This window comes from Stutzerimonas stutzeri (assembly GCF_024448715.1).
Lineage (GTDB): Bacteria > Pseudomonadota > Gammaproteobacteria > Pseudomonadales > Pseudomonadaceae > Stutzerimonas > Stutzerimonas stutzeri_AR.
Window position 1 is genome coordinate 1 of record NZ_JAMOHZ010000013.1, and the last position, 12,304, is coordinate 12,304.

Annotated in this window: 12 protein-coding genes; 7 read left to right on the plus strand and 5 right to left on the minus strand. The window is 61.0% G+C overall.

Features of this window, described 5'->3' with window-relative positions:
• The first annotated feature begins 629 nt into the window (after nt 1–629).
• The 4 genes from NAV33_RS20620 (at nt 630) to NAV33_RS20635 (ending at nt 5,174) form a co-directional block, all read left to right on the plus strand.
• A complete protein-coding gene (locus tag NAV33_RS20620; RefSeq protein ID WP_255983577.1) occupies nt 630–1,517 on the plus strand; it encodes an NAD(P)-dependent oxidoreductase in 888 nt (295 codons plus the stop codon).
• On the plus strand, nt 1,514–2,296 hold the full coding sequence (locus NAV33_RS20625; RefSeq protein WP_255983579.1) for a hydroxypyruvate isomerase family protein: 783 nt from the start codon (nt 1,514–1,516) through the stop codon (nt 2,294–2,296). The genes NAV33_RS20620 and NAV33_RS20625 overlap by 4 nt, the downstream gene beginning before the upstream one ends.
• A gap of 126 nt (nt 2,297–2,422) precedes the next feature.
• On the plus strand, nt 2,423–3,769 hold the full coding sequence (locus NAV33_RS20630) for a spinster family MFS transporter (RefSeq protein WP_255983581.1): 1,347 nt from the start codon (nt 2,423–2,425) through the stop codon (nt 3,767–3,769).
• A gap of 139 nt (nt 3,770–3,908) precedes the next feature.
• On the plus strand, nt 3,909–5,174 hold the full coding sequence (locus tag NAV33_RS20635; protein WP_255983582.1) for an Hsp70 family protein: 1,266 nt from the start codon (nt 3,909–3,911) through the stop codon (nt 5,172–5,174).
• A 103-nt stretch (nt 5,175–5,277) separates the two neighbouring features.
• Here NAV33_RS20635 and NAV33_RS20640 read toward each other — a convergent pair whose 3' ends face one another.
• The 3 genes from NAV33_RS20640 to NAV33_RS20650 form a co-directional block, all read right to left on the minus strand.
• Nucleotides 5,278–5,691, minus strand: a complete 414-nt coding sequence (locus NAV33_RS20640) for a DUF6306 domain-containing protein (RefSeq protein WP_255983584.1) — start codon at nt 5,689–5,691, stop codon at nt 5,278–5,280.
• A 69-nt stretch (nt 5,692–5,760) separates the two neighbouring features.
• Entirely contained in the window at nt 5,761–6,312 is a 552-nt protein-coding gene (locus NAV33_RS20645; protein WP_255983586.1) for a peptidylprolyl isomerase, read from the minus strand.
• A gap of 129 nt (nt 6,313–6,441) precedes the next feature.
• Nucleotides 6,442–7,332 (minus strand): LysR family transcriptional regulator, encoded by an 891-nt coding sequence (locus NAV33_RS20650; RefSeq protein WP_255983588.1) that lies wholly within the window; start codon nt 7,330–7,332, stop codon nt 6,442–6,444.
• 67 nt (nt 7,333–7,399) lie between these two features.
• Here NAV33_RS20650 and NAV33_RS20655 point away from each other — a divergent pair, with 67 nt between their 5' ends.
• Complete coding sequence (locus NAV33_RS20655) at nt 7,400–7,729, plus strand: 3-phosphoglycerate kinase (protein WP_255983590.1); 330 nt, start codon at nt 7,400–7,402, stop codon at nt 7,727–7,729.
• Between the two features lie 169 nt (nt 7,730–7,898).
• Nucleotides 7,899–9,245 carry a DEAD/DEAH box helicase gene (locus NAV33_RS20660; RefSeq protein ID WP_255983592.1) on the plus strand — a complete coding sequence of 449 codons (1,347 nt, stop codon included), beginning with the start codon at nt 7,899–7,901 and terminating at the stop codon, nt 9,243–9,245.
• Between the two features lie 45 nt (nt 9,246–9,290).
• On the opposite strand, the gene NAV33_RS20665 is transcribed toward NAV33_RS20660, so the two are convergent.
• Nucleotides 9,291–9,584, minus strand: coding sequence for a hypothetical protein (locus NAV33_RS20665; RefSeq protein WP_255983594.1), 294 nt, complete (start codon nt 9,582–9,584; stop codon nt 9,291–9,293).
• 202 nt (nt 9,585–9,786) lie between these two features.
• On the opposite strand from NAV33_RS20665, the gene NAV33_RS20670 reads away from it, so the two are divergent.
• A complete protein-coding gene (locus tag NAV33_RS20670; protein ID WP_255983596.1) occupies nt 9,787–10,164 on the plus strand; it encodes a transcriptional regulator in 378 nt (125 codons plus the stop codon).
• 45 nt (nt 10,165–10,209) lie between these two features.
• On the opposite strand, the gene NAV33_RS20675 is transcribed toward NAV33_RS20670, so the two are convergent.
• A complete protein-coding gene (locus NAV33_RS20675; protein ID WP_423836677.1) occupies nt 10,210–12,303 on the minus strand; it encodes a cellulase family glycosylhydrolase in 2,094 nt (697 codons plus the stop codon).
• Nucleotide 12,304 lies beyond the last annotated feature (1 nt).

A 12,304-nucleotide genomic window follows, 5' to 3' on the forward strand; every position in this document is an offset into this window, starting at 1 on the left:
GAGAGCACTGCTAGCAGCGTTTTTACACACTCTGGGCCAAAAGCTGCCGCAGCCGGCTGGCTGCTATCGAGTCAGAAACGGATGTTGGCCCGGCTGTTACGAGCTGGGCTGCGTAAACGCGCTCTCGCTTAAATTCTGCGCTGCGCAGTGAAATCTGACGGAGCCTAGTTGTTCAGAACCTTACTTTCATCGCGATGCGCTGCAGGAAATGATTCAACTGGCCACAAACAGTCAAAGCTTTTTTATCTAGCCCCGACCCAAGCCCAAGCCGGCCAGCCAAACGTTCCGGTAAAACTAGGTCGATTTAACCTGCCAGAGACAGTCCGTCTCGCTTTTGACCTCACCTCACCTGCAACCTATCAACGGGTGCGAAAAGCAGGCTCGTAGCTAAAAATCCTCCATGGCTTTGCTGACCGCTTCGATGCATAAGCGTCTATTTCAGTGGCCTTGCGGTATCGCTCGTACCCAGAAACTGGAAAAGCTGAACAGACACTCTCCATTCACAGCGCTTACTTGCCTTGCTCGGTCGCAATCGAACTGCTCCGGCGAGACACCGTGGCATGGCCTCAAGCAGCGCGATGGCTTTCGTGGCGCTAGAATCGACGTTCCCTCATTCCAGGAGCCAAACCATGTCCGAACTGCCTTCCATCGCCTTTGCCGGCATCGGCCTGATGGGCCTGCGCATGTGCCGCCGGCTGATTGCTGCCGGCTATCCGCTGACGATATGGAACCGCTCGCCGGAAAAATGCGCGCCGATCGTTGAGGCCGGTGCGTGGCAGGTGAGTAGCCCCGCCGAGCTTTGCGCCGCAGCCGATATCGTTCTGCTGTGTCTTGCGGATACCACGGTGGTGCGCGAAGTGGTATTCGGCAGCGACGGCATCGTCGAGGGCGCGCGAGCAGGGCAGGTGCTAGTGGACCATTCCAGTCTGGAACCAGCCGCCACTCGTGCCATGGCCGCCGAGCTCGAATCACGCAGCGGCATGCGCTGGGTCGACGCGCCTGTTTCCGGTGGCACTGCGGGGGCCGAGGCGGGCAGTTTGGCGATCATGGCAGGCGGGCGCGGCGAGGACGTCGAGCGGGTGCGGCCGATCCTGATGCAGCTGGGCCAGCGTCTGACGCACATGGGTGAGATCGGCGCGGGCCAGGTGACCAAAGCCTGCAATCAGATGATCGTGGCTTGCAATGCGCTGGTGATTGCCGAAGTCGTGGCGTTGGCCGAGCGTTCCGGCGTCGATGCCAGCCTGATCGCGCCGGCGCTGGCCGGTGGTTTTGCTGACTCCAAGCCGTTGCAGATTCTCGCGCCGCAGATGGCCGCCAGCGAATTCGAGCCGGTTAAGTGGCACGTTCGTACTTTGCTCAAAGATCTCGATACCGCCGTGCAGCTGTCCCGCGAGGAAGGCAGTGCCACGCCGATGACCGGGCTCGCCGCGCAGCTGATGCGTCTGCATGGCAGTCAAGGGCATCTCGAGCAGGACCCAGCCACTTTGGTGCAGATGTACCGGGAGCAAGACCAATGAAGATTGCCGCCAACCTATCCATGCTGTTCAGCGAGTTACCGCTCGGCGAGCGCATCATGGCGGCGCGAGCTGCCGGTTTCGATGGCGTGGAAAATCAGTTTCCCTATGAGCTTCCGGCGATCCGTCTCAAGGAGTTGCTCGAGCGCGCCGGTTTGCCGCTGGTGCTGATCAACCTGCCAGCGGGCGATTTCATACAGGGAGGCCCCGGCCTGGCGGCGATGCCGGCGCGCCAGGACGAGTTCGACGCCGCGCTGCAGGAAGCACTGACCTACGCGGCCATGGCCCGACCGATGTGCATCAACGTGCTGCCGGGTCGGCTGGCTGACGGCATCGATCGCGACCAGGCGCTGGAAACGTTGGCGAACAATTTGCGCCGGAGCGCCGAGGCCTTTGCGTTGCTCGGTATTCGGGTCGTGTGCGAGGCGATCAATCCGCTGGATATGCCTGGGTTTCTGATCAACACCCCCGAGCATCTACAGGCCTTGCTGGAGCGCGTCGACCACCCCAACTGCCAGGCGCAGCTGGACCTGTATCACATGGCGCGGCAGCAACTGGATATTGTCGCTGGCATTCATTTTTTGGGGGCGCGCATCGGACACGTGCAATTCGCCGACTGCCCCGGTCGTGGCGCACCTGGTACGGGAGCGGTGGAGTTCGAGCCTTTGATCTCGGCATTGCAGGCGGTGGGTTACGACGGCTGGCTGTCTGCCGAGTATCGGCCCGATGATCAGGGCACCGCAGCGAGCCTGGGCTGGCTGGCGGAGTGGCAGCATCGCTGAGTCGCCGCATTGCCCGGCATAAGCGGGGGTGATGGTGACAGACAGACGTGCATCAGGACTTTAGAGTCAGCGTCGAAAATCGGTCGGGGAAACGGCCGCGTATAACAATAAATCGAGAGCGACGTCATGCAGCCATCCACCCAAGCCGCGAACGCCTGGCGCGTCCTGTTTCTGCTGTTTCTGGCTAACCTGTTCAATTTTTTCGACCGCACCATTCCGGCGATCATCGCCGAGCCGATCCGCCTGGAGTGGAATCTCAACGACTTCCAGTTGGGCCTGATCGGCACCGCTTTCACCATCATCTACGCGATCGCCGGGGTGCCGCTGGGGCGGATGGCCGATACCGGCTCGCGTCGCAAGATCATGGGCTGGGGACTGACCGCCTGGAGCGGGCTGACGGCGGTCAACGGCTTCGCCTGGAATTTCTGGAGCTTTCTACTGGTGCGCATGGGCATCGGTATCGGCGAGGCCAGCTATGCACCAGCGGCGAATTCGCTGATCGGCGATCTGTTCCCAGCGCACAAGCGCGCGCGGGCGATGGGCATCTTCATGCTCGGCCTGCCGCTGGGGCTGCTACTGGCATTTTTCACCATCGGCTTGATGGTCGAATACTTTGGCAGCTGGCGTGCACCGTTCTTCATCGCCGCGGTGCCTGGACTGGTGCTGGCACTGTTCATCTTCTTCGTCAGGGAGCCGCAGCGCGGCGCGGCGGAGACGGTCAAAGTCTCCCAGGAACGCGTCGAACAGCCGATCCGCAAGGTGCTGGCGATTCGTACCTTCTGGTGGCTGGTGCTGGCCGGGCTGGCGTTCAACTTCGCGACCTATGCCTGCAACGCGTTCATGGTGCCGCTGCTGATGCGCTACCACGGCGTGCCGCTGGTCGAGGCCTCGGTGGCCACCGGCGTGATCGTCGGGCTTACCGGTCTGATCGGGTTGACCTTCGGTGGCTGGGTTGCTGACAAGATCCATCAGCGTTTCGCCCGCGGCCGGCTGATTTTCGCCGCAGCGAGCATGGTCATCGCCACACTCGCCACCGGTTATGCGCTGTTGGCAGGACGCATTGAGGTCGGTGTGTTCGTCGCGGTGTTCAGCATCGGCTGGCTGTTCTCTTATAACTTCTATACCTGCGTCTACACGGCGATCCAGGACGTGGTCGAGCCGCGCCTTCGCGCTACCGCCATGGCGCTGTTCTTTGCTGGCCTGTACCTGCTCGGTGGCGGCATGGGGACCGTGGTGGTGGGGCTGCTGTCGGATCACTTTGCCGAGTCGGCGATGCTCGCAGCCGGTGCTGCCGAGATGACCGAGGCTTTCCGCGCCGAGGGTCTGCACGGGGCGATGTATCTGATCCCGGCGTCCCTGCTGCTGACCATGGTCTTCCTGTTCCAAGCCTCGCGGACTTTTTGTCACGACTCGCAGCGCATGACCAGTGGCATGAGCCAGTCCGCCAGCGAAGCCGAGGCCGCACTGGCCTGAATCACCGAACGCCCGCTGCGCGCCGGTCAGGCGCCGCAGCGGCGTCCGCTATCTCCGACTCAGCCAGGCGACGATTGGCCAGCATTTGCCGGCAGGGTCGCATAAACTGCGCGGCCGTTTTTGGCAGTCCGGACCGCACATGCACACTCCGTCTCCCGCCCGCGCTTGCGGCATCGACTTCGGTACCTCCAATTCCACCGTTGGTTGGTGGCGTCCCGCCAGCGAACCGCTGCTTGCCCTTGAGGATGATCAGCACACCCTGCCTTCAGTGGTGTTCTTCAACGTCGAGGAGCGCCGCCCCGTGTATGGCCGGCTGGCCCTAGCCGAGTATCTGGAAGGCTACGAGGGGCGGCTGATGCGCTCGCTCAAAAGCCTGCTGGGTTCCAAACTGCTGAAGAGCGAGACAACGGTGCTGGGCAGCGCCATGCCGTTCAAAGACATTCTCGGGCTGTTTCTCGGCACGTTGAAGCAGCGTGCGGAAGAACAGGCCTCGCGCTCGTTCGAGGAAGTGGTGTTGGGCCGCCCGGTGTTCTTCGTCGACGACGATCCGCAGGCGGACAAGGAAGCGGCCGACACCCTCGCTGCCGCAGCCAGGAAAATCGGCTTCAAGGACGTCTCGTTCCAGTACGAGCCCATCGCTGCCGCCTTCGATTACGAATCGCGCATCGAGCGGGAAGAGCGCGTGCTGATCGTCGATATCGGCGGCGGTACTTCGGACTTCTCGCTGGTGCGCCTGTCGCCGGAGCGACGCCAGATAGACGATCGCCAGGAAGACATTCTCGCCACCTCGGGCGTACACATCGGCGGTACCGATTTCGACAAACAGCTCAGCCTGCAGGGCGTGATGCCGCTGTTCGGCTACGGTAGTCGGATGAAGAGCGATGCGCCGATGCCCACCAGCACGCACCTCAATCTCGCCACCTGGCACACGATCAATGCGGTCTATGCACCGGCTTCGTTGCGCGCGTTGCAGAGCATGCGCTACGACATTGTCGATCCTACCGGAATCGACCGCTTGTTCAGCCTCATCGAGCAACGCGCCGGGCACTGGCTGGCGATGCAAGTGGAGCAAGGCAAGATCGAGTTGACCGAGCAGAACCAATATCTGATCGATTTCGCGCGTATCGAAACCGGGCTGCAAGCAGACCTGAGCCGCGAAGGATTCGAAACGGCCATCGAGCCGTTGCTCGAACGCATCCGCGTTAACGTCGGTCAATTGCTGGTCAGTGCCGGGCTCAAGCACGAGGACATCGACACGGTGTTCTTCACGGGGGGTTCCAGCGCGATCCCGGCACTGCGCCAGCGTGTTGCAGCGCTCCTGCCGCAGGCGCGCCACGTCGAAGGCAACCGCTTCGGCAGCATCGGCAGCGGTTTGGCCATCGAGGCGAAGAAGCGCTACGGCTGAAGCCGTTCAGAGCCTGCAAGATTGGTGGCGCGCTGGCAGTATTGTTGGGGCGAGGCGGCGACTTGCGTCGCTACGTCCTGCCACGAAAAGGCTCAGCCTGGAATCAGGCGGCCTGGCTGTTCACTTCATGAATCTTCAACATCTTTTCCAGCTCGGTGCGGATAAATGCGTCTTCGCAGCCCGGCAGGTATTCGCGCAGCTTGCGGATCACCCAGAATTGGCCTTTGTCGACGAAGGGCAGACGCTCGTCCAGTGACTCGATGGCCATGGCTTTGTCATAGAACGCGCCGGTTTCGCGGTTCGGCTCGATGCCCAGATGAGCGAGGCAGTTGAGCACCAGCTTGCAGCTGTCGATCTCGCCTTGACGAATCTGCTCCAGCAACCGCCGCTGCGCCGGATCGCTGTATTCCTGCAGACTTTCCCCCGCAACCTTGGCACCGGCGCGCTCGGCGCTCAGCAGATCCTGCAGCAGCTTCGCTTCGCCCTCGGCTGTGTTGAGATAGTTCTGTTCGGCCATTCGCTAGATATCCTGTTGCAGCGATTACAGCGCACGGGACGACACATGCGCTGTGTCCATCGGTGGGTGCTACAGCTTCTTCGCGGAAACGATTTTCACCGGCGTCAGTGGGACGTTTTGCATCATGCTGCGGTTGCCGGTCGGCACCTGGGCGATCTGGTCGACCACGTCCATGCCGCGCACCACTTTGCCGAACACCGCATAACCGAAGTCGCGGCCGCCATGGTCGAGAAAGTCATTGTCGCGGTGGTTGATGAAGAACTGGCTGGTAGCCGAATCGACGTTTTGCGTGCGGGCCATGGCCAGGGTGCCGCGTACGTTATGCAGGCCGTTGTCGGCCTCGTTCTTGATTGGCTCCTGGGTCGGTTTTTGGTCGAGGTTTTCGCTGAAGCCGCCGCCCTGAACCATGAAGCCCGGAATGACGCGGTGGAAGACGGTGTCGTCGTAGAAACCGCTTTCCACGTAGCTGAGGAAGTTTTTCACGCTGATCGGCGCTTTTTCCGCTTCCAGCTCGATTTCGATTTCGCCCATGCTGGTGTTCAGCAGCACATGTGGGTTTTCCGCTGCGAGCAGGTTGCCGGCCAGCAGCAATGAGCAGGCGGCAAGTACAAGTCGTTTCATGGTGTGTTCCTGGTTTGGATGGAAGCTTGGTTCAGCCTGCCGATACAGGCTGCGTGGAAATACTGTGCTCGGTCGTTAAACGCGCCTCAGCCGTTGCTCGCTACGTTTTCACACGATATGGATAGCAGACTACGGTAGCGCATCGTACGTTCTGATCAGGTCGATGAGAATCTGCGTCGCCGGGCCGAGCGGCTTGTTCGGGTTAGTGTAGAGATAGAACAACGGGCGGCGAATGCTCCCTTGGACTAATGGCAACGGCTTGAGCGCGCCTTCTGCCAGCTCGCGGCCGATCATGTGTCTTGGCAGCCAGGCGAAGCCGAGCCCGCTGCTGACGAAGCCGACCGAGGTGGCCAGACTGCCGACGGTCCAGCGTTGCTCGGCGCCCAGCCAGCCGGCGTCGCGCGGTTGGCGCTGGCCGGAATCGCGCACCACGACCTGCATCTGATTCTGCAGATCCTGCACGCTGAGCTTGCGTTGCAGCTGATGCAACGGATGTTCGGCGTGGGCCACCGCGACGAACTCCACGGTACTCAGTTCCGCGCCCAGATAACCGGTGATACCCAAGCCACTGATGGCCAGATCGGCGGTGCCATCCTTGAGCACGTCCTCGACGCCGGAAAGTACTTCTTCACGCAAGCGCACCCGGCAGCCGCGACTCTTGGGCATGAATTCGGTCAGCGCGCGAATCAGTTTGGCGTTGGGATAGGCCGCGTCCACCACCAGACGTACCTCAGCTTCCCAGCCCTGCTCCATGTGGTAGGCCAGGTCTTCCAGTTGGCCGGCCTGGGTCACCAATTGCCGTGAACGGCGCAACAGCACTTCGCCAGCATCGGTGAGTACTGCTTTGCGCCCATCGATGCGCAACAAGGGCACGCCCAACTGCTCCTGCATGCGCGCAACCGTATAGCTGACCGATGACTGCGAGCGATGCAGCATTTCTGCCGCCTGGGCAAAGCCGCCGTGATCGATTACCGCCTGCAGGGTTCGCCATTGATCAAGGGTCACGCGGGGCGCTTTCATTCCGTTGTTTTCCTGTTACGTCTGTCTGGTACGCTGGCATCCGCCTTTACGAGGAGCCCGCATAAAAATGAAAAGAATCCGCTTCGCTGCGCTCGCGTCGCTCGCCATCATCCCACTGAGCGCCCTGGCCGTCAGCTACCCGGTGGAACTGGAACAAGAGCTCAACGGCGCTGAAGTTCTGGCCACCACCGAAACCATCGATCGCGACATGGCCGGCCTGCTGCTGCAGAACTTCGGCGAACGCCCGGTTGAGTGTACTGCCGTGTTCCGCAACGGGCCGGAAGTACCCCGCACCCGTCGTACTACGCTGGCGTCCGGCGAGCGCAAGCCGCTGACCGCCAAGTTCAAGCGCGATGTGATCCGTCTGCGCGTCAAGCTGACCTGCGAGCCGGAGTAATTCGGTCACGACCGCATATCGCCGCGAACTCGAGTCACTGCCGCTTAGCTGTGCCAGAGACACCTCAACCTCGCCGACGACAGCCTGTTGCGCCGCATAAAGCCGCCTCGCGATAGGCTGGACGGGTTAATCTATGCGACGTTTTTTCGACTTACCTGAGGTGTCGCCCTTGTTTGACCAATTCGCCCTGCACGAACGCCTGCTCAAGGCGGTCGCCGAACTCAAATTCGTCGAGCCGACGCCGGTGCAGGTGGCGGCCATTCCCCCCGCGCTGGAAGGGCGCGACCTACGGGTAACGGCGCAGACCGGCAGCGGCAAGACGGCGGCATTCGTGCTGCCGATGCTCAACCGACTGATCGGCGATGCGGTGGTGCGCACCGACGTGCGCGCGCTGATTCTGTTGCCGACTCGCGAGCTGGCGCAGCAGACCCTCAAGGAAGTCGAGCGTTTCTCGCAGTTCACCTTTATCAAGTCGGCGATGATCACGGGTGGTGAGGATTTCAAGGTCCAGGCGGCGATTCTGCGCAAGGTGCCTGACATTCTCATCGGCACACCGGGACGGATGATCGAACACCTCAACGCTGGCACGCTGATTCTGAAGGATGTGGAAATCCTCATCCTCGACGAAGCCGACCGCATGCTCGACATGGGCTTTGCCGAAGACGTGCAGCGTCTGGTCGGCGAATGCGCCAAGCGTCAGCAGACCCTGCTATTTTCCGCCACCAGCGGCGGCGCCGCTTTGCGCGAAATGGCCGCCAGCGTACTGCGCGATCCGCAGCACTTGCAGCTCAACCGCGTCAGTGAGCTGAACGAGGGGACTCGCCAGCAAATCATCACGGCCGAAAACACCGAGCATAAAGAAAAGCTGGTGAACTGGCTGTTGGCTAACGAGACGTACAAGAAAGCGGTGATCTTCACCAACACTCGGGTGCAGGCCGACCGCCTGTACGGGCGGCTGGTCGCGGAGGGCGTGAAGGCCTTCGTCCTGCACGGCGATAAGGACCAGAAGGACCGCAAGCTGGCCATCGACCGGGTCAAGGAAGGCGGCGTCAAAGTGCTGGTGGCCACCGATGTGGCGGCCCGAGGGCTAGATATCGAAGGCCTGGATCTGGTGATCAACTTCGACATGCCGCGTTCGGGAGACGAGTATGTACATCGCATCGGCCGCACCGGTCGCGCTGGCGCTGAAGGCCTGGCGATCTCGTTGATCTGCCACAACGACTGGAACCTGATGTCGAGCATCGAGCGCTATCTCAAGCAGCGTTTCGAGCATCGCGTGATCAAGGGCTTGAAGGGCAGTTACATGGGGCCGAAGAACCTCAAGGCCTCGGGCAAGGCGGCTGGCACCAAGAAGAAAAAGGAAGACAAGAAAAAAGCCGGCGACAAGAAGGCCAAGCCAAGCTCAAAACCAACAGCCAAGCGACCAAAGAACGCCAAGCGCGAGGCGCCGCCATCACAGGTCGTCAGTCAGGACGGAATGGCACCGTTGCGCCGCAAGAAGCCCGCCGCGGAATAACCTTGCAAGCCGGGTAGCGCTGCTGTTGCCCGGCTCTCTAGAAACTTAACGCTTTTTCGCCGGTGCGATATCGGCGTCCTTCTCCGCCTCTTCCACGTGCTGCAAGCGCTTGTCATAGGCTTGGCATTCGTCGCCGAGCTGCTCGGCCGTTTGCTTGACCTCCATATCGCGCAACTCCTCGTTAATTTCCTCGGCGCGCTTGGGATTGCTTTCGGTCAATTGACTGACCCGTTCGGCAAGCTGCTTCGCCTTCTCGTTGATCTGGTCGGTCGTGCATTCGGCGAGCGCCGGCTGGCTTGCCAGCAAGACGGCAACAAACGGAATCATCAGGTATTTCATGGTGTGCTCCTTCTAACGGCTTGTTCGGTGGATCGTCGTCGGAGCGCTTTAGTTCAGCCTTTTCCGTTGCGCTGGATGATCGAACCATGCCACTGCCGATAGGGTCCCTATAACAAGAGCCGCCGTCCCCAGGTGGTGTGAAAGCGCAGCGCGCGAAGGTTTCACACAGCCTGATCCTGAAGCGGTGCAACGGGAGAATGACATGACCTATAACTGGGATCTGATGCTGCGCTTGCTGCAGGAAGTGCAAAAGCCTGGCAGCGAACACTTTACGCCGCGGCATTACGCCGATGAGCATGCTGTCGCCATGGAAGACGCCGGACAACCGATGCCGAATTTGGACTCGCTCAAGGCTGAAGCGCAGAACTACGAAAGCCTTCTTTTCGAAGGTGGCTTCATTGCCTCGCGTCCGGAAGAGCAGGGCGGCAATGGCGAGAATTTCGTTCTGACCGAGCGTGGCGTGCGCCTGCTGAACATGCTCGAAGGCGGAGGCGGCGACACAACGTTCCGCCAACGTCTGGATGAAAAGGGCGAGGCTGCGCTGGTGCCCGAGGTTTTCGATGGAGTGGCGACGGGCTAAGCTCGAAGGGAGCCGCCCCGCTGATGCGGGGCGTTGGTTCGAGAATTATTGCAGCGGACCGATAGTTCCACAGGATTTGTTCGTCGCATGCTTCTGCAGTATCGGCAGTTGTGGGCGTGGCTTGCCGCTCTTGACGTCCAGCGACAGCGCATAGTTGCCCCACCAAGGACCTGCCGCCCAATAGGTGCTCGGAACGCAATGCTGGTTGAGGTATTTGAGCAGGTTGTCGGTCGCCACGATCGCTGATGGTGAGTAGTCTGGCGCGCCATGCTCGCCGATAAAGCCACGTAGTTTGTTCCTGCTTAGCCACTCGACGAAAGGCTTGGCGCGAGTAACGCCGATCATTGGGTCGTAGACGGCGCTCCGGCTCGCATAAGTGCCCGAGTAGTCCTTGTCGAGATACAGATGGGCTTCGTACACCAGGTTGTTTTTCGGGTCGCGCATCCAGGGGTCGGTCGCGAGCCGGGTGTTATAAGACGGCCAGTGGAACGCACTCGACCAACGATCACCGGCGACGAATATCCAGCGTTTCTGATCGACATCTCGAATCGCCTGCGAGGCAGCGAGCGCGGCTGCGGGCCATTTGCCGTTGGTGGAGTGCGGTTCGTTCATCAGGCCGTAACCGTACACTGCCGGATGGTTGGCGACCTTCTGCGCAATGCGACGCCAGCTATCGGCGAAGGCGCTGATCGGCACCTCCTTAGAGGCGATTAGCTTGCCGTAGTACCGGTAGTAGTTATGCATGTCCAGAATGACCTGCATGTTGTGCTTCTTCGCGTGATCGAGGGTAGCCATCAGCCGGCCTAGCTCGGCGGCGTTGAGCTCGCCATTGAGTTTCGGCTGGATGCGTTCCCAACGAAACGGCAGGCGCACCAGCTTCAGATTAAGGCTGGTGTAGCGCTTGAAGTCGGCTTCGCTCGGGTAGATGTAGTGGATCTGATAGCGACCAGGAAGGCCGACATCCGCACCGAACTCTGCACCGGCGAGATTGACACCCACCAGGTTGATCGGATTCGCCGGTGACGCGCCGCTGCTAGCGACTGGCGCCGTGCTGTTGCTAGCACTTGATTGGATGAAATCGGTACTGCTCACCGAAACCGTTCGAGGATAACCCACCGCTTTGCCATCGATAGGGCCGCCATCGAGCATTACGGTCATGTTGCCGCCAGAATGGTAGACGAGCTTCACGGTACGGACCTGCCCGTCGGCGAATCGCACCTTTGCGCCCTTGTGGAAAGCCGCTTTGTTGGCCGCGCTTCCCTTGACCGAAATCCCGAGCGAACGCGTGTAAACACCATTGACGAAATCGGCACCGTTGAACGAGTTCAACGCGGTTACCAGGGGTTCACTGGCTACTGGCGCGCTGGTCGACGGCGTTACCACTGGCGTGTTAGGCGTCGCCGGAGTGCTCGGTACTGCTGCGCTTGTCGTGGCGAACAGCTTGTTCGGATGGCCAAGTTTGCCACTGAGGGCGCCGCCCGAAAGCATGATGCTCATGTTGTTGCCGGAGCTGTACACGGCTGTGATTTTGCGAGTCTGTCCGTCGGCCAGTTTTACCGATGCGCCGGGTTTGAATGCCGAGCGGTTGGCTGCGCTTGCGGGTAGCGAGAAGCCGGCCGACTTGCGCCAAACGCCGTTCACCCAATCGCTGTTGGTGTAGTTGTTGATCGCGCTGCTGTGGGCTGTAGCGCTCGCCGTGGAAGAAACAGTTGGCTCGCTGGTTATGGCCTCGGAGCCCGAGCCCAACGCAGCCACGGTCTTCGGATAGCCGGTGGTCGACGCGTTGAGCGTCCCGCCCGAGAGCATGACGCTCATGTGCGCGCCGGAAAAATAAACGACCTTGACGGTACGTACCTGCCCGTCCGCCAGTCTCACCTGCGCGCCTTTATTGAAAGCCGCCTTGCTGGCCGCGGTCGCCGGAATGGAAAAGCCCGCCGACGCGCGCCAGACACCTTTGTTCCACTCTGGACTGGTGAAGTTGTTGACCTGTGCCGTGGCGGCGATTCGTATGGTGTTGGTCGTCGAGGCGGACGTGGCTGCGCTTGCATCCTGAACCATCGCCGTGAATCCGAACATTGCCGTGAGCAAGGCTGCGCCTAATACAAGTCGTGGCGTACCCGAAATTGCTTTGAGGGACATA